The 17,432-nt window shown below is 38.3% G+C and carries 16 protein-coding genes; 10 read left to right on the top strand and 6 right to left on the bottom strand.

The genetic code is table 11. From position 1 onward, the window contains the following. Positions 1-11 precede the first annotated feature (11 nt). Entirely contained in the window at positions 12-524 is a 513-nt protein-coding gene (locus tag RCJ95_RS13230) for a GNAT family N-acetyltransferase (RefSeq protein ID WP_313150894.1), read from the top strand. A 47-nt stretch (positions 525-571) separates the two neighbouring features. Here RCJ95_RS13230 and RCJ95_RS13225 read toward each other — a convergent pair whose 3' ends face one another. Both RCJ95_RS13225 and sspI read right to left on the bottom strand, forming a co-directional pair. Next, positions 572-1,951: an FAD-binding oxidoreductase gene (locus tag RCJ95_RS13225; RefSeq protein WP_446722402.1), complete on the bottom strand. Its 1,380-nt coding sequence runs from the start codon at positions 1,949-1,951 to the stop codon at positions 572-574. Positions 1,952-2,029: 78 nt separating this feature from the next. Next, complete coding sequence (gene sspI, locus RCJ95_RS13220; RefSeq protein WP_004226361.1) at positions 2,030-2,239, bottom strand: small acid-soluble spore protein SspI; 210 nt, start codon at positions 2,237-2,239, stop codon at positions 2,030-2,032. Between the two features lie 238 nt (positions 2,240-2,477). On the opposite strand from sspI, the gene RCJ95_RS13215 reads away from it, so the two are divergent. Both RCJ95_RS13215 and RCJ95_RS13210 read left to right on the top strand, forming a co-directional pair. Beyond that, the gene (locus tag RCJ95_RS13215) at positions 2,478-3,005 is read left to right on the top strand and encodes an RNA polymerase sigma factor (protein ID WP_221680959.1); all 528 of its coding nucleotides are present in this window, start codon (positions 2,478-2,480) and stop codon (positions 3,003-3,005) included. A gap of 198 nt (positions 3,006-3,203) precedes the next feature. After that, positions 3,204-5,348 carry a bifunctional diguanylate cyclase/phosphodiesterase gene (locus RCJ95_RS13210; protein WP_257520338.1) on the top strand — a complete coding sequence of 715 codons (2,145 nt, stop codon included), beginning with the start codon at positions 3,204-3,206 and terminating at the stop codon, positions 5,346-5,348. 44 nt (positions 5,349-5,392) lie between these two features. Here the strand turns inward: RCJ95_RS13210 and RCJ95_RS13205 are convergent, their stop codons facing one another. The 3 genes from RCJ95_RS13205 to RCJ95_RS13195 form a co-directional block, all read right to left on the bottom strand. Continuing rightward, positions 5,393-5,584: an H-type small acid-soluble spore protein gene (locus RCJ95_RS13205; RefSeq protein ID WP_004226369.1), complete on the bottom strand. Its 192-nt coding sequence runs from the start codon at positions 5,582-5,584 to the stop codon at positions 5,393-5,395. A 12-nt stretch (positions 5,585-5,596) separates the two neighbouring features. Continuing rightward, entirely contained in the window at positions 5,597-5,761 is a 165-nt protein-coding gene (locus RCJ95_RS13200; RefSeq protein ID WP_004226371.1) for a YfhD family protein, read from the bottom strand. A 131-nt stretch (positions 5,762-5,892) separates the two neighbouring features. Continuing rightward, positions 5,893-7,302 carry a LysM peptidoglycan-binding domain-containing protein gene (locus tag RCJ95_RS13195; RefSeq protein ID WP_312128235.1) on the bottom strand — a complete coding sequence of 470 codons (1,410 nt, stop codon included), beginning with the start codon at positions 7,300-7,302 and terminating at the stop codon, positions 5,893-5,895. 152 nt (positions 7,303-7,454) lie between these two features. Between RCJ95_RS13195 and RCJ95_RS13190 the strand changes: the two genes are divergently transcribed. The 3 genes from RCJ95_RS13190 to RCJ95_RS13180 all read left to right on the top strand — a co-directional run bounded on the left by RCJ95_RS13190 (position 7,455) and on the right by RCJ95_RS13180 (position 10,723). Then, positions 7,455-8,804, top strand: a complete 1,350-nt coding sequence (locus RCJ95_RS13190; RefSeq protein WP_312128237.1) for an FAD-binding oxidoreductase — start codon at positions 7,455-7,457, stop codon at positions 8,802-8,804. A 125-nt stretch (positions 8,805-8,929) separates the two neighbouring features. Then, on the top strand, positions 8,930-9,721 hold the full coding sequence (locus tag RCJ95_RS13185; protein ID WP_221680956.1) for an alpha/beta fold hydrolase: 792 nt from the start codon (positions 8,930-8,932) through the stop codon (positions 9,719-9,721). Between the two features lie 24 nt (positions 9,722-9,745). Then, complete coding sequence (locus RCJ95_RS13180; RefSeq protein WP_257520335.1) at positions 9,746-10,723, top strand: sensor domain-containing diguanylate cyclase; 978 nt, start codon at positions 9,746-9,748, stop codon at positions 10,721-10,723. A 7-nt stretch (positions 10,724-10,730) separates the two neighbouring features. Here the strand turns inward: RCJ95_RS13180 and RCJ95_RS13175 are convergent, their stop codons facing one another. Beyond that, a complete protein-coding gene (locus tag RCJ95_RS13175) occupies positions 10,731-11,126 on the bottom strand; it encodes a (deoxy)nucleoside triphosphate pyrophosphohydrolase (protein ID WP_221680954.1) in 396 nt (131 codons plus the stop codon). Positions 11,127-11,299: 173 nt separating this feature from the next. Between RCJ95_RS13175 and RCJ95_RS13170 the strand changes: the two genes are divergently transcribed. The 4 genes from RCJ95_RS13170 (at position 11,300) to RCJ95_RS13155 (ending at position 17,203) form a co-directional block, all read left to right on the top strand. Further along, a complete protein-coding gene (locus RCJ95_RS13170) occupies positions 11,300-12,064 on the top strand; it encodes a TrmH family RNA methyltransferase (RefSeq protein WP_257520334.1) in 765 nt (254 codons plus the stop codon). 390 nt (positions 12,065-12,454) lie between these two features. Then, on the top strand, positions 12,455-13,492 hold the full coding sequence (gene pheS / locus RCJ95_RS13165; protein ID WP_004226385.1) for a phenylalanine--tRNA ligase subunit alpha: 1,038 nt from the start codon (positions 12,455-12,457) through the stop codon (positions 13,490-13,492). Between the two features lie 12 nt (positions 13,493-13,504). Further along, on the top strand, positions 13,505-15,922 hold the full coding sequence (pheT, locus tag RCJ95_RS13160) for a phenylalanine--tRNA ligase subunit beta (RefSeq protein ID WP_312128241.1): 2,418 nt from the start codon (positions 13,505-13,507) through the stop codon (positions 15,920-15,922). A 342-nt stretch (positions 15,923-16,264) separates the two neighbouring features. Continuing rightward, the gene (locus RCJ95_RS13155) at positions 16,265-17,203 is read left to right on the top strand and encodes a nuclease-related domain-containing protein (protein ID WP_221680951.1); all 939 of its coding nucleotides are present in this window, start codon (positions 16,265-16,267) and stop codon (positions 17,201-17,203) included. Positions 17,204-17,432 lie beyond the last annotated feature (229 nt).

Genomic DNA, 17,432 nt, shown 5'->3' with positions numbered 1-17,432 from the left:
GGGAAATTAGAATGACAGTAGCAGACATTTTGATTGAATATTTACAAGAGGAAGATTATGCAAGCTATCTTGAAGTTTTAGTTGAGAGCTATGCGCAATATGAAAACGACTATGAAGACCCAGAGCACTGGCAATCATATTTAAGTGATATCCGTGCTTCGGTTGGTAATCCGAATGCAGAGACAATTCTTATTGCAAAACGCGGAGATGACATATTAGGTGGATTACAACTATTTACGGATGCAGGGAAAGCGTATGGCCTGCCAGAGCTAAATATTCAATCGACGATTGTGCGCTTATTAGGTGTGCATCCAAAAGGAAGAGGGCAAGGGGTTGCTAAGAAATTATTAAATGAAAGTTTTGCCTTTGCAAGAAAGAGACAGGATCAGGCACTTTATTTACACTCAGGTGATATGATGCAGGCTGCCATTAATCTTTACTTATCATTAGGTTTTGTGCGAGATGAGTCGAAAGAATTTTACAAGGGAGATATATTAGTTAAGAGCTTCCGTTATGATTTATAATGATAAACCCGCTGATATTCTAGTCAATCAGCGGGTTTTAATGTTAATTATAGAGTGAAAATCTTTCCTGGATTCATAATGTTAAGTGGATCAAGTGCTGCTTTTATGCTTTTCATGACGACTAAAGAGGTACCGTGCTCAGTGGCTTGGTATTTCATTTTGCCAATGCCAACACCATGCTCGCCTGTACATGTGCCACCTCGAAGTAATGCATATTGCACGATTTGTTCATTGAAGCGATCCGCTTTTGCCTGCTCCTCGGCGTCATTTGGATTTAACATTAAAAGTGCATGGAAATTTCCATCGCCCACATGGCCAACAAGCCCACCTGCGAGTCCAACATGATCAAGCTGTTCTCGTGCATATAAAATGGTTTCGGCAAGCACAGAGATTGGTACACAGACATCCGTTGACATGAGCTTCTTACCAGGATAAGCATGAATATATGCATAGGCTAAAGAATGTCGTGCTTCCCAAAGCTTGTTACGAGCAGCATTATCTTGTTCGAATTCGACGGATAGACAGCTGTAGTCCTCAAAAATTTCTGTAGCGAATGCGATGTCCGCATGCATACCCGCTTCGTTTCCGTGGAATTCTAAAAACAATGTTGGTTTTTCGCTAAAGGATGTATCGTTATAGACATTGGCCTGCTTCATAGAGGATTCATCGACCAATTCCACTCGACCAATTGAACTACCAGCCTGTAATAAGGCGGTAACAGCACTCACAGCATCTCTGACTGTGTCAAAAACAGCTCGCCCCGCTGTCACAAATTCAGGTATACCATACACTTTTAACGTTAACTCCGTAAAGCAGCCAAGTGTTCCTTCAGAGCCGACAAATAGACCATTTAAATGATAACCAGAAGAGGATTTCGCGGCTAAATTACCTGTATGGATGACAGAGCCATCTGCAAGGACAACCTCTAAATCACGAACCTGATCACGCATAACACCGTAACGCACAGCAGTCGTACCACTAGCATTCGTTGCAGCCATGCCACCTAGTGTTGCATCTGCACCTGGATCCACTGTGAATTGTAGACCGTGTTTTTTTAACTCCTTATTCAGCTGAGAGCGTGTGACGCCAGGCTGAACTTTTACTAGAAGGTCATCAGGTCGAACTTCTAATATCGTATTCATTTCAGAGAAATCAATAGAAATACCATGTGCAATAGGAATCGCGTTTCCTTCTAAGCTGGAGCCAACACCGAATGGTACAACTGGTACACGTTGTGCATGTGCAATTTTTAAGATGGCACTGACATCAGCTGTGGAACGGGGAAAGACAACGATATCAGGTAATCTCATCATATGATGAGATTCATCCTTTCCATGTAGCTGTCGTACCGTTTCGTTTGTTGACACTTGTTCTTCTAATAAAACCTGTTTGAGTTGATTGACAAGTAATTCTACTGCAACAGTCATTCCAATCCCTCCAAATTTTCTGATAAGTAAAACTTTATCACGCATTTATTGGAAATGGAATGCACAGTTCATTAAAAATCAGTTAGCAAATACTTTTTCTAATTTTTGAACAAATTCATCTTGTTCTGATGGACTGGATTGCTTCCACCATTTTTCAAAAAACACCCCAAGCCCTGGTAGTAAATGCTCTTCTCCACGATTAATAGCATCTTCCACAATGTCTTTAAATTCTGCGGCAGATTGACCATGTACATTCGCTGTAATTGCATCTCTTATTTGAAAATTCATCTATATCGCCTCCTTAGTAGTAATTTGTCCAACTAACGTTTAAATATGTATGAAATACCAAAGAAAATAGATAATTTTTGTAATAACTTTGGGGGAATTATGACTAAATATGCCAGGCATTTTATTCTTTCTGCGCGCTGAAATGCTGAAAATGGGCATTAGCTCTCAAGCAACATGACAGTCTAAGATTGTGTTACCTAGGAATATTGAACTGTGCACAGTTGACAGGAAGAGTGGTATGTCTATTCGCAACGATCACAAGCTTTCATTAACACAATCTTTTGAAGAAATTTTAGAGGCAGTGCAACCAATGATTACAGCCATTTTCACGCAGCTCCATATTTACAAGGATTTTGATTACTATCGTCATATCGCTTCTATTGCTGTATGGAGGGCATGGCTAAAAGCAGATCCAGCAAAGGGACAATTTTCTGCTTATCTTTATTCTTCGATAAAAGGTGAGATTCTAAATGAATTATCAAGGGAAAAAAACTATACAGAGCGAATAACGGTTGTTGATGGTGAAACACTCAATTTTATTCTTAATGACTTGGAGGGTTGGGACAATCAAAAAAATCCTAGCTTACTTGAGATTAAGTTGTCTCAGCTTAAGCAGATAGAAAGAGAAATATTACTACTTTATTATGCAGAAGGTTACAGTGATCAAGAAATAGCTAATGCATTAGGCTTATCCGCTGTTGCTATTAAAAAAAGAAGAGGTAGAATCATCCAGAGATTGAAACAGCAACTTTTCAGGGTGGAATAAAGAACTAAAAATATCAAAAGTATGCTAATATTGAAATAAAATGAATATTAGCATACTTCATATAGGTGCATACAAATTCCGATAAAAGTGTTATGATTTGTAAGAAGTCAAAGAAATATACAATTCAAATTTAAATAATCGATATAGATAGATAAAATTTCCTAGTGAATGTTTATATAGTAGTATGGAGGGTTTGGAGTGGAGAGATGGTTTAATCAGATAGAGAAAAAAGAGATTTGGTACATGGTATTACCCTTATTACTTGTCATACCATTACTGAGCTTTAGCAATCAAATATATGGTGTTTTCCAAGGTAACATGTATCAAGATATAAAACTGGTGATACAAGTATTAATCATCGTTTTTACAATGGCAATTGCGATCCAATCCTATTTAGTATTTTCACACTTATTATCCAATCAAACTTTATACATAGGAAACATGTTTTTCATTATTGCCTTATTAGAATTAATTAGCTTGTTTTTTAGCCAATCTAGAGAATGGAACTTTATGAACGAGCCTCTACATATATTAATGCGTTTGTACTTAGCCATTGGATTTATACTTATTATTTTAAACCCTAAAAAGCGATTAACCATGAATCATCGGATACTGACATATGGTTGTTCGATGCTTTTCGTTCTAGGAAGCGTTTTTCTGGCTTATAATTCGCCCAAAATATTGCCTGAAAATTGGTTAGATACGATTGATAATATGGTACATCTAATTGCTATTATTCTTCAAATTTTAACCATTGCTATTGTTAGTACATATGTAAAAAAATTACCGAAGCGTTCCATGTGGCTCATTAGCGCAGCTATTTCTCTCATTGTGAGTGATATCTTCTTTATTGTTAGTCAAGATCAAAATGCAATATGGGATTTCTCAGCACTGATCTATCAGTTTTTAGCATTCTATTTTTTCCTAAAGGCGATTTATTATACGTCTGTGGAAAAACCATTTCAGCAGCTGTTGAAAATTAAAAAGGATCTTGAACAATCTCAACAGGAACTTCGATTTCAAGCTTATCATGATGATATTACATTGTTGCCAAATGAACATTTACTACTAAAGACGTTAAAAGAAAATTTACATGAACATAAAGCGCAAAAGGCTATCATTGCCATAGAAATTGATCGCTTTGCGGCAATTCGTTCGTCCATTGGTATAAGTAACTCTAATACAATGATGAAACTTGTTGCAGAACGAATTCAATCGATTGTACCTCCACATTATTTTGCAACTAAACTGCGTGAGGGACAATTTGTTATTTATATTGACCATGTAAAGACGATTGAGGAACTACTGCAATTTTGCTTAAATCTTAAAAGTGCCATGACAGATCCTTTACAGGTCCAATTATTTTCATTAAATGGCAGTCTAAATATTGGGATTGCTCTCTATGAGGAGCAATGGACTGGTGAAGAGCTATTAATGCATGCACAGTTAGCGATGCGAGAGGCTAGACAAATACCTCAAAGATTTCTTTTTTATAAACCGTATATGTCTAAAGGTATTGCAGATCGAATATTGTTAGAGCAAGACTTACATAATGCGTTAGCCAATAATGAATTTTATTTAGACTATCAACCACAGGTCAACTTAAAGACAGGTACCATCGAATCGGTCGAAGCTTTGGTACGCTGGCGTCATCCAACGCGGGGCTTTGTTCCACCTGATGTCTTTATTCCTATTGCTGAAGAATGTGGCCTTATTATCCCGCTAGGTAAATGGATTTTAGAAACCGCATGCACACAAGCGAAAGCATGGGAGAAACAAGGCTTACCTCCAATGAAAGTGGCAGTAAATTTATCACTTGGCCAGTTATTTCAACAGGATTTAGTAGAAATGGTACAAGATATTTTACAACGTACCAATTTAGATCCGTCATTTTTACAATTAGAAATTACAGAAAGTATGACCATGAATATTGATCAAATGACACAGCTATTACATGAGTTAAAGGCATTAGGTATCCAAATTGCTGTAGATGATTTTGGAACAGGCTATTCCTCTCTCTCTTATTTAAAGGAATTCCCAATTGATTGTTTAAAAATTGACCGAACATTTGTGAGAAACGTGCCACATAATCCAAATGATGAAGCACTTGTTTCCATGATTATTTCGATGGCTAAACATTTACGTTTGAAGGTTGTGGCAGAGGGCATTGAAGAAGTGGAGCAATTATCTTTTCTAATAGATGGTGGCTGTGATTATATTCAGGGCTATCTATTCAGTAAGCCAATATCCCCTCAGCAAATTACCGAAACCTATAAAGATTTACATCATCGTGTGGAGGAAGTATTAACACAACTTCAATATATTGAAGATTATATTATTTAAAAAAGAACCTGCTTATTACTATTGAGTAAGCAGGTTCTTGCTGTTTAGTGAACGAGATATTCTTCTTTTAATTCGGATATAGCTACTTCAGATCGCTCTTCTAAAGAACGGCGTAGGTGAACTGTCGCTGTTTTTTCATCATCGTGGAGCTGATCGATCCAGATGGAAACGCCATTATAGCTCACTTCAAATTCTAAAGGTGAGGCGACAATTTCTTGAGCACGCTGAAAATCCAACTGAAGCCCCCCTTATTTTTTCTGCTTATTCTTATTTTGCGTGACTGTATTAATTAGCTCCATAAACTCTTGAGAAAATTCCTCACTCACCTTATTTGGTGCAATCTTTTGGTTTTTCGGCGTTTGAGGTAATGAGCCTTTATTATTGCTTTGACCTTGTTTATTGTCTCTTCCCATGTGAGTTGCTCCTTTCCTGTTGATATAAATTAATATGGCTTTGAAATGAACTTTTTATCCCGTCAGCACAGATCGCACTTCACAAGGAATAATTCGCATAGCTCTTTGTTTATTGCGAACAATAATGAGTATTAAGATTTTTTAACAGAAAAATTATCGTTTAATAAAACCCAATTTTGAGGAAACGGGAATCCTAATGCCCAATAGCTAATGCCACGTAAGTTGTAATGTTTAGTCATGTCGAATTTGGCTTGTGCACTTCTCGCATCTTCAAACCATACCTCGTGCTGCCTTCCTTGCTCATCAACATATCGATAAAAAGGAGATTGTGCCGTTGGATCATACTGAATTGTTGCCCCGTACTTGATGGCCCTATTGAGCGCTTCCTGCGGGCTAAATGTTTCGGCTTCTTGGCCTTTGACATGAGGTAAGAGCCAATCACGCGCATACAATTCAAAACCTAATAAGATTTTATCAGCTGGTATTTCGGTTAAAGCATATTCCACGACTCTTCGCATTTCATTAATGGGGGAAATGGCTTGTGGAGGGCCAAGACGATAGCCCCATTCATATGTCATTAATACAACAAAATCTGCTATTCTCCCATGTGCTTCGTAATCATGCGCTTCATATAATGTCCCAGTTTGTGAAGCACTTGTTTTAGGTGCGAGCGCTGTTGAAACTAAATAGCCTTTTGGATGAAGGGTATCCACAGCCAATTGAATAAAGGCATTGAAATTTTCGCGATCAGCAGGTAAAACATTTTCAAAATCAATATTTAATACTTGATAACCTTTATCTTGCATCACCTGTAACACATTATTCATGACCTTTTTACGTAACTCTGCATTGGACAAGACGACATGTGCTAAATTAGAGCCTTCTTCTGTAGAAGTAAAATTAGTGAGCGTTAACATCGGGATAATATGTTTAGCCTCTGCTGCCGCTATCATATTTTCATCATTAATGGGCTGTAATGTCCCATCTTCCTTCATCTTATAAGCAAAAGGACTAAAATAAGTTAGTAGATGACCAATAGCATTAATGGAGTCTACAGCTTCTTCTGAAGGTTGGTAGGAATAAGCATTGACTTCAATCATCGGTAATTTTCTTGGGATCATCAATTGTGAACCGACATAAAGCATATTGGGATTGTTTAGATTATTTTTTACTGCAATGGCTTGAACGGTCGTACCATAGCGATGTGCTATTTGCCATAAAGTTTCTCCTGGCTGCACGTTATGAACAATGGGTGGAATAATTAATTTCGTTCCAGGTGTTAATAGATCGGGATTCGTTAGATGGTTTTCTATTATGATAGATTGCAAGGGAACGCTAAATTTCTGTGCGATGGACCATAACGTATCTCCTTTTTGAACCGTATAAATTGTATAAGGAGAAGGGATAACCAGTGATTGTCCGATGGCTAATTGATCAGGAGTAGCTAATGCATTTAATTGGCTAATCGATTGAACGGGTACAGCATAACGATTAGCGATTTGCCACAGTGTTTCGCCAGCACTTACCACATGGATAAGCATAGAACACCTCCAACACGTTGTTATTAGTGCATCATATGTTTCAAGTGTGAAAAAGAGTATTTTAGTGTGAGTCCAGTAAAATAGTTAAAAAGTCAAATTCTTTCTCAATGAGTTGCATAGGATAAGTATCATTGTGAGAAAGGGGCTTGATGTTGAAAAAGGCGAAGCTCACAGGAAGAATCGTCACGCCGGAAGATTCGGATTATGAACAAGCGAGAACGAATAATAATCTAAATAATCCAAAATATCCGAGTGTCATTGTGTTTTGTCAAGAAACGAAAGATGTGGTTAATGCCTTAAAATGGGCTAGAGAAAACAACGAGCCTTTCAGAATTCGAAGTGGTCGTCATAGCTATGAAAATTTTTCTTTAGTAAATAAGGGGCTTGTCATTGATGTAAGTGATATGAATGATATTTCAGTAAATCTCTCAGAAATGACGGCTAGAATTGATGCTGGAGCTAATATGGGAATCGTATACCGTACATTATGGGAGCAAGGTGTTACCATTCCTGCTGGTACAGAAAGTAGTGTTGGGGTGGTCGGTTTGACCCTTGGAGGGGGGATAGGGATGCTATCACGACCGTTTGGATTAACTTGTGACAATCTAATTGAAATCGAAACGGTGGTTGCTAGTGAACATGAGGGTGCTCAGGTAATCAGAGCGAATAAGCAACAACATCATGATCTGTTTTGGGCAAGTCGTGGTGGAGGAGGAGGCAATTTTGGTATAGTCACTTCTTTGACATTCAAGCTTCATGCGATTAATAAAGTATCACTCTTTTCTATTACATGGGGATGGGATGACTTTGAAGTGGCCTTTGATGCATGGCAAAAATGGGCCCCCTATACAGATAAGCGTCTAACTTCTCAGATTGAGCTAAAAACAAAGGAAGTAGGTGAACTAGTCGCACAAGGTGAGTTTATAGGAACAGCAGCTGAATTAAAGAAATTGCTTCGCCCTCTTAGAAAAACAGGCATGCCAACAAGTATTTGGATAAAGGAAGTGCCATATAGCAAGGCAATAGAATTTTTTGATTTACCAAGCGGCAATCAGCCTGCCTTTCGAAAAAGATCCGGGTCATTTTTGGAGAGACCGTTTCCATATAAGGCGATTCAAAGAATGATAGAATTTTTAGCCCATGCACCTAATTCAACTACAACAATATGGCAACAGTCTTTAAGAGGAGCAGTAGGTGAAATTGCTCCCCAGCATACAGCCTATTACTATCGCAATGCGATAATAGCTCAAGAATATAATACTTCCTGGGAAAACCCGAAAGAGGAAGAACAAAATATTAAGTGGGTAGAAAATTTACGTCGAGCTTTATCACCTTATACGGCTGGTGATTATGTGAATTTTCCAGATCGATATATTCAGGACTGGCATACAGCCTATTACGGACACAATTTTAGAAGGCTTCGTGAAGTGAAAACAAAATATGATCCGTATAATATATTTCAATTTCAGCAGAGTATCCCACCTATTAGGAAGTGGTTGTAGCTGGAGAATGGGGCAGGTGAAGCGTCACTCCTGCTCCTTTTTGATTTTCACGTTTTAGCTTGATAAATACTGTATAAGGGGTCACAATAAAACTATTACATATATTTCTAAAAGGATTGATCGGAATGGAAAATGTTGTTGTTCGTAATAATGTAACAATACTCGGACAAGGAGACCAACCGCTTATTTTTGCACATGGATTTGGCTGTGATCAAAATATGTGGCGTTTCATTACGCCTGCATTTATGGACAAATATCAGATTATATTATTCGATTATGTAGGCTCAGGTAACTCAGATACAAATGCCTATTCATCAGAAAAATATCAATCGTTACAGGGCTATGTCCAAGATGTATTGGACATTATTGAAACGCTATCATTACAAAATAGTATTTTTGTCGGGCATTCCATTAGTGCCATGATAGGACTGCTCGCATCTATCCAGCACCCTGACTATTTTAAGAAATTGATTATGATTGGTCCTTCTCCGTGTTATTTAAATGATGATGGTTATCGAGGGGGTTTTGAGCGAAGTGATATAGCGGAGTTATTAGACATGATGGAAATGAACTTTACAGGTTGGGCCAGCTATATGGCACCAATTGCAATGAGTAATCCTGAACAGCCAGCATTAACACAGGAACTGAAGCAAACCTTTATAGCAGCAGACCCTATCATTGCAAAAGAATTTGCTGAGGTCACATTTTTATCTGATCATCGTAGTGAATTATCAAAGGTCTCCGTTCCTTCGTTAATTATCCAATGCTCGGAAGATAGTATTGTGCCAATTGGTGTTGGAGATTATTTGCATCATCATCTCAAAAATAGTACGTTACAATTAATGGAAGCAAAAGGTCATTATCCACATATTAGTCACCCAAATGAAACGATACAATGTATTGCAGATTTTTTGTAGGGAAAAATGAAAGGATTATCAACAATGGAAAAACGACTTAACAATGCTCCATGTGGATTTCTTTCCATCACACATGAAGGGCTTATTTCAGAAATCAATCAAACCCTGCTAGATTGGATCGGCTATGAGCAAGAGGAATTATTACATATGCATCTAGAAATTCTTCTATCTACGCCCAATAAGATGATTTTTCACTCTTATTTTTATCCTATGATTAATCTAGAGGGACAAGTAGAGGAATTATTCATTCATTTCAAACAGAAGGACGGGATGTCGGTTCCGTTTTTAATGAATGCTAAATTGTACAAAGAGGATATGGTAGAGCGAATTGATTGCATTTTAGTAAAGATGAAAAAGCGTATAGATTATGAACAAGAATTACGATCAGCCAAAAAACTACTTGAGGCTGCCTATCAAGAAAAGGATCGTGCATTAGCTAATTTGGAGCAAATTCATGTAGAAATAGAACATCAGCAGGCGAAATTATTGGAAATGAATACTGCTTTAGTAGAATTATCAATGACTGATAAACTGACTGGCTTGAAAAACAGGAGATTTTTCCAGGAACAACTCGAACAACATTTTAATCGTTTTCATGAGACAGCAAAATCTTTTTCGTTATGCATTTTAGATATCGATCATTTCAAAAAGGTCAATGATACATATGGTCATCAAGTTGGAGACGATGTCCTCGTTCAATTGGCACAACTATTACAAATACAAGTACGTCTAGAAGATATCGTCGCTCGTTATGGTGGGGAGGAGTTTATTATCATCTTACCAGAGATCGAGATACCTGAGGCAAAAGAAATCGGCGAAAAAATTAGACACACCGTGGAGCAGGATCGTTGGCCAACAGGCAGTCTTACGATCAGTATGGGAATTGCCACAGTAACTTCAGAAGATACAGAGACGACATTGATAAAAAAAGCAGATGAAGCATTGTATGAATCGAAAGAGCATGGACGAAACAAAGTGACTCATTTTCATGAGATAAAGTGAATAGCTTTTACAATTCGGCTATTAATTTTTGAATAGAAGGAAGATCTGCTGGAGCAAATGGGAGATCAAGCAATTGGTTGCGGGGAACCCATCTTGCTTCAGCATGTTCTAAAATTTGGGGTGTGCCTTTTATAATTGAAGCTTTGTATGTTTCTAAATGAACGAAAAATTGTTCGTATTCATGAAGCGTTACAGCCACTTGTTTACCTACTTGAATCTTACAGTTAAATTCCTCAAGAATTTCTCGATAAAGGGCCTGTTTTGGTGTTTCGCCCCGCTCTATTTTACCACCAGGGAATTCCCAATAATTTGCTAAAACCATTTGGGGATTTCTTAAAGCACAGAAAATTTCTTGTTGCTCATTTTCAATAATAGCCCCTACTACATGTATTGTTTTTTTCATTTATATACCCCACTTTGTGTCTTCATTATTATGTGTATGATTATAGCATGTTTAAGTTGTACGCCACTTGCCACCACAGGAAAATAACAGTTTTCTTACTTAGCTATGAAATTTGCCATTTCGTAGGGTATAATAGTGGTCAATATATAGGAAAAAGGCGGTAAGAGGTAGCGATGAAGAGAATTGAATCTACGCAAAATGCGTTAGTGAAATATTGGAAAAAGTTAGCGACTACAAGAAAAGAGCGTGAACGTTCGGGTGAATTCCTAGTAGAGGGCTTTCATCTTGTTGAAGAAGCATTAAAAAATAAAAAGCAAGTATTACAAATTATAGTGCGTGAAGGTATAGATTTGCCAATGTTATGGCCAATCGATGATGTAGCTATTGTAGAGGTATCGACTGCGGTAGCGAAGGAATTCGCGGAGACAGAAACTTCCCAAGGTGTTTTTGCTGTATGTAAACAGCCCGTCTTAGAGGATAATGTGATGACTACTTGGCGAAAAGTGTTATTAATTGATGCTGTCCAAGATCCTGGTAACATTGGAACAATGATTCGTACAGCAGATGCTGCAGGTTTAGATGCTGTAATTTTAGGAAAAGGCTGTGCTGACCTTTATAATCCTAAAACACTACGTGCGGCTCAAGGCTCCCACTTCCATATTCCGGTAGTGCGTGGAGATTTAGCAGATTGGATAGATATATTACAGGGACAAGGTGTACCAGTATTTGGTACTGCATTAGATGAGGAAGCGGTGCCGTATAGTGATATTCAGCATACGGGTGCATTTGCGATTATCATGGGGAATGAAGGAAGTGGCATTCAGCCTCAGTTATTAGCGATGACAGATCAAAATATGATCATTCCTCTTTTTGGACAGGCTGAATCATTAAACGTAGCAGTAGCCACAGGCATTGTTTTATATGGCTTTGCCAAGTAATAAATTGATCATTGTGGGATTGAGGCAGTTGTCTCTTGATTTGCTACAGCCCCATATTGTATAATTTATTCTAAAATGTAAGTTTAAATAATAAATGCTTTGACCGGGAAGTAGTAAAGATTGCGAATGGACGACAGGGAGCGTAGGCCAGAGATTGAGAGCCAACGCCGTTTCAATGCAGTTTTGAATTCAGCCTGCGAGCAGCTACCGGGACCAGTGTCATGCTGTAAAGGTGAGCCGGCTTTCTCAAGTCGTTATGTCAATGAAGTGATTGTAAGGCTTTGCTTTGCAATAACTAGGGTGGTACCGCGAAAATGTCCTCGTCCCTTTTTAGGGGCGAGTTTTTTTATGTCTAAAAAGCAGGCATTTATTTTCTGAGGAGGTTTTAACATGGAAGAGCAATTAAAACAATTAGAGCAAGAAGCACTTGCTAAAATTGAAGCAGCTGCAAATTTAAAAGAATTGAATGAAGTACGTGTTGCGTATTTAGGAAAAAAAGGACCTATTACTGATTTACTAAAAGGGATGGGGAAATTATCAGCTGAAGAACGTCCGAAAATGGGTGCTTTAGTGAATAATGTCCGTGAAAATGTAACGGCAGTATTAGAAACAAAGATTACCGTGTTGGAAGAGGCAGCCATTGCTGAAAAATTAGCGAGTGAGTCGATTGATGTCACTTTACCAGGTCGTGAAATTAAAGTGGGGAACCGTCACCCTTTAACACGTGTCATTGAAGAAATTGAAGATTTATTTATTGGAATGGGCTATGAAATTGCTGAAGGTCCAGAAGTGGAGAAGGATTACTATAACTTTGAAGCACTAAATTTACCAAAAGGACATCCAGCTCGTGATATGCAAGATTCGTTCTATATTTCCGAGGAAATATTATTACGTACCCATACTTCACCAGTACAGGCTCGTACGATGGAAGCCAAAAAAGGTGAATCGATTCGCATAATTTGTCCTGGTAAAGTATTCCGACGTGATAATGATGATGCAACACATTCACATCAGTTTATGCAAATTGAAGGTTTAGTCATTGGCGAAAATATTCGCATGAGTGACCTTAAAGGAACATTAGATACTTTAGCGAAAAAAATGTTTGGTGCAGACCGCGAAATTCGACTACGTCCGAGCTTCTTCCCATTTACTGAGCCATCAGTAGAGATGGATATCTCTTGTTTCAAATGTGGTGGAGCTGGCTGTAACGTATGTAAGGGCACTGGCTGGATTGAGATTCTAGGAGCTGGTATGGTGCATCCAAACGTATTAGAAATGGCTGGCTATGATCCAAAGAAAGTTTCAGGATTTGCATTTGGTATTGGTGCAGAACGTATTGCGATGTTGAAATATGGTGTTGACGATATTCGTCATTTCTATACAAGTGACACTCGCTTCTTATCACAATTCGAGCGAACAGAAGCGTAAGGGGGATAAAACATGTTAGTATCATTAGAATGGTTAAAAGATTATATCAATACGCAGGACTTAGCACCTGAGCTATTAGCAGAAAAAATTACACGCTCTGGGATCGAAGTAGATGCAGTAATTGATCGTGCTAATGCTATGGATAAAGTTGTAGTTGGTTACGTAGTTTCTAAGGAGAAACATCCAGAGGCTGATAAGTTAAATATTTGTCAAGTTGATGTTGGAGAAGTAGAACCACAACAAATAATTTGTGGTGCACCGAATGTTGATGCTGGTCAAAAAGTCATAGTTGCTCGTCCAGGTGCACATTTACCAGGTGGCATTAAAATTAAAAAAGCAAAACTTCGCGGTCATGAATCGAACGGAATGATTTGTTCCTTACAAGAGCTTGGAATTGAAGGGAAACTTGTTCCTAAGGCTTATTCAGAGGGTATCTACGTACTGCCAGCGGAGGCAGAAGTAGGTTCAGATGCACTTGCGATTTTAGGCTTACGCGATACAGTGCTAGAGTTAGGCCTAACACCTAATCGCTCTGACGCTCTTTCAATGCTAGGTGTAGCTTATGAAGTAGGTGCCATTCTTTCAGAGGAAATTCGATATCCAAAAATTTCCTACCAAACTGCTGGTGAAAAAGCACAGGATTACCTAAAGCTTCATGTGGAAGATTTACAAGCAAATCCTATGTATGTGGCAAAAGTTGTGAAAAACGTAAAAGTCGGTGAATCACCAATATGGCTTCAAAATCGTTTAATGGCTGCGGGAGTACGTCCACACAATAATGTTGTAGATGTAACGAACTATGTATTAATGGAATATGGTCAACCTCTACATGCTTTTGACTATGATAGCCTAGCAACAGGTGAAATCGTTGTTCGTAAAGCAACAGAAGGTGAAAAAATTACAACATTAGATGACCAAGAACGTACATTAAAAGCTTCAGATTTAGTCATTACAAATGGCAAAGAGCCAGTAGCTATTGCTGGTGTAATGGGTGGTGCTAATTCAGAGGTAACAGATTCAACTACGACTGTTGTCATTGAGTCAGCCTATTTTGATGGTTTAACAGTGCGTCAAACGTCTCGTCATCTTGGCCTACGTTCAGATGCATCGGCTCGTTTCGAAAAAGGGGTAGACCCAAATCGTGTCTTACCAGCTGCTGAACGTGCTGCTGCTCTACTTGCTGAATTAGCTGGAGGCGAAGTATTAGAAGGTACATGTTTAGTAGATGAGTTAGATAAAACACCAGCGCGAGTAGTCGTTTCCCCAGATTTTATTAATGAACGTTTAGGTATGAAGATTGCATTAGAAGATATGCTTTCTATTTTAGAGCGTTTAAAATTTGGTGTAGAGGCAGCAAATGGTTTATTAATTATTGATGCACCCACACGTCGCCAAGATATTAAAATTGAAGAGGATATCGTGGAGGAAATTGCTCGTCTTTATGGTTATGATGAAATCCCAATGACATTACCAGAGGGTGCAACACAAGTAGGTAATTTATCACCTTATCAAGCAAATCGCCGTGTTGTTCGTCATTACATGGAAGGGGCTGGCCTGTATCAAGCGGTAACTTATTCGTTAACGTCGGATGCATTGTCGCAACGTTTTGCTTTGAAAGCAGAGCCGGTAACTCGCTTGCTTATGCCAATGAGTGAGGAACGTTCTACATTACGTCAAAGCCTTATTCCACATTTAATCGAAGCAGCTGCGTATAATGTTGCACGTCAAGCTGAAGGCGTGGCTTTATATGAAATTGGTTCCGTGTTCCTTGGTCAATCAGATGAGGGGCAACCTTATGAGGAAGAGCATGTGGCAGCAGTATTAACTGGCAAATGGCTAGACCATGCTTGGCAAGGTGAGAAAAAAGCTGTAGATTTCTTTGTGCTAAAAGGTATCGTCGAAGGTGTCATTGGCAAACTTGGCTTAGAAAATCGCATGACATTTGTGAAATCACAAGTGGATGGCTTACATCCAGGTCGTACGGCTAGCATTTTATTAGATGGCAAGCAAGTCGGCATCATCGGTGGACTTCACCCAGCAGAGCAAAAAGCATGGGGTGTAAAAGACACGTATGTATTGGAGATGAATTTAGTGGCGCTACTAAATGCAACAGCACAAGAAGCACCACTTGCCTACACACCAGTGCCTCGTTTCCCAGCTATGTCTCGTGATATCGCTCTTATTATGGACCGTACAACAACAGCGGGCGAAGTAATGGAAGCAATTGACGCAGCGGGTGTGAAACTATTAAAAGATATCCGCGTATTCGATGTTTACGAAGGGGAGAAAATGGAACCAGGTAAAAAATCGGTTGCCTTCTCACTCACATACTTTGATCCAGAACGTACTTTAACAGACGAAGAAGTAGTGGCCGCACATAACAAAGTGTTAAAAGCCATTGCTACGATTGCAGGCACAGAAGTACGCTAATATATGAAAAAAGACTGTCTTACGAGGCAGTCTTTTTTTGTTTGAAAATGGTGAAGATGATGATCTAAAAGGTGAAGAATCTGCTCAAATGAGAGATGATCTGAAAAGTGGTGAAGTTGCTCAAAAGAGAATGTGAGGAAATATAAAAGGAATAATACACTCACTAGAGATTAGACAGTTCCATCAGAATCGAATCTACTAAAAATATAGACTGAAAGATATTCACAAAAATTATTAAAAAACTAAATATAGAGCAGCAAAGTTGATCAAATAAATAGTTTCGTAAATAGTCTAGGAATGGATAATTTTCCTTGCTATAGTCATTAAAAAAGGAGTGATGAAATGTTTATTAAACCATATGAGGAAGCGAAAATGACATTAGGTTTGCGAGCTTTAGTTAGAAGACTCATACCAAATCATCCATCTCTTGATCAAATGAAGAGGGAGTTATTACAGGCTGAAGCAGGCGAATACGGTGAAAAATTTATTATGAAACAACTGGAGAAATTAACTTTTACGAAAAACTTTCAAGTTTTACATAATATCACTTTTCAGCATTCATACTCATTACAGTTAGATGTTGTGGTGATAACACAATATGAAGTAATAATTATTGAAAGTAAGAATATTCGAGGAGAAGTTGAATTAAAAAATCGACCACGTCAAATGATTCGGACTCTTGAAACAGGTGAACAGCGTGTATTTCATCATCCTGAAGTGCAGCTCGAGGAATATGTATATAATTTAAAGGGATTTTTCAAGCAACATCACATTGAAGTACCTGTCAACGGTATCATTGTTTTTCCTTTTAATAATGCACGAATCAATTATGAGGATGGATTATTTCCAGTATTGATGGGAAGAGAGTTAACGAGCTTTTTGCAACAACGTCCAATGAAGCCAAAAACTATAGATTATCAATATATTAGTGCACTACTTGTGCAACACAACAAACCATATGAGGTGTTTCCACTAAGTCGTTACTTTGGGATAGAGGTGGATGCGATTCAAACAGGCGTGATCTGTCCAAAATGCGAATTTGGACAGATGCATTGGGTTAAGATGAAATGGACCTGTTCCAGCTGTCATTATTCGAGTAAAAAGGCACATTTATCTGCTCTGCAAGATTATGGGATGCTCATCAATAAAAAAATTACGAATGCACAAGCCCAGCATTTTTTACAGTTAAACAATCGCCATACAATAAAAAGAATGTTAATGGCAAGTTGTTATCGGGATTCGGGATTAAAAAGATCAAGAGATTATCAAATTTTTTTATGACCTTTATAAAAATACTAGAAGCGGTTATCTAATTGGAGACCCGCTCCAAAAGGTGCCTGAAGCGCTCATCCCAAGTAGGAAACCGCTCCAAAAGGTGCCTGAAGGGTACTTCTGTCAATAAAACGGACACTAAAATAAGAGAGGTTTTTGGCTACCGCCCTTCGGTTGCTCTGCTCTTTCATGGAGAATGGTTTCTAGCGTAACCATTCCCCATGAAAGACCTTGTGAG

The organism is Lysinibacillus sp. BSL11 (assembly GCF_052928325.1).
This window is presented reverse-complemented; position numbering and strand designations above follow the sequence as displayed.

Bases quoted from the DNA above. Each gene is read 5' to 3' on its own strand.
- RCJ95_RS13230 (WP_313150894.1), top strand. From the start codon at position 12: ATGACAGTAGCAGACATTTTGATTGAATATTTACAAGAGGAAGATTAT.
- RCJ95_RS13225 (WP_446722402.1), bottom strand. From the start codon at position 1,951: ATGACTGTTGCAGTAGAATTACTTGTCAATCAACTCAAACAGGTTTTA.
- sspI (WP_004226361.1), bottom strand. From the start codon at position 2,239: ATGAATTTTCAAATAAGAGATGCAATTACAGCGAATGTACATGGTCAA.
- RCJ95_RS13215 (WP_221680959.1), top strand. From the start codon at position 2,478: ATGTCTATTCGCAACGATCACAAGCTTTCATTAACACAATCTTTTGAA.
- RCJ95_RS13200 (WP_004226371.1), bottom strand. From the start codon at position 5,761: ATGGGAAGAGACAATAAACAAGGTCAAAGCAATAATAAAGGCTCATTA.
- RCJ95_RS13195 (WP_312128235.1), bottom strand. From the start codon at position 7,302: ATGCTTATCCATGTGGTAAGTGCTGGCGAAACACTGTGGCAAATCGCT.
- RCJ95_RS13185 (WP_221680956.1), top strand. From the start codon at position 8,930: ATGGAAAATGTTGTTGTTCGTAATAATGTAACAATACTCGGACAAGGA.
- RCJ95_RS13180 (WP_257520335.1), top strand. From the start codon at position 9,746: ATGGAAAAACGACTTAACAATGCTCCATGTGGATTTCTTTCCATCACA.
- RCJ95_RS13175 (WP_221680954.1), bottom strand. From the start codon at position 11,126: ATGAAAAAAACAATACATGTAGTAGGGGCTATTATTGAAAATGAGCAA.
- RCJ95_RS13170 (WP_257520334.1), top strand. From the start codon at position 11,300: ATGAAGAGAATTGAATCTACGCAAAATGCGTTAGTGAAATATTGGAAA.
- pheS (WP_004226385.1), top strand. From the start codon at position 12,455: ATGGAAGAGCAATTAAAACAATTAGAGCAAGAAGCACTTGCTAAAATT.
- pheT (WP_312128241.1), top strand. From the start codon at position 13,505: ATGTTAGTATCATTAGAATGGTTAAAAGATTATATCAATACGCAGGAC.
- RCJ95_RS13155 (WP_221680951.1), top strand. From the start codon at position 16,265: ATGTTTATTAAACCATATGAGGAAGCGAAAATGACATTAGGTTTGCGA.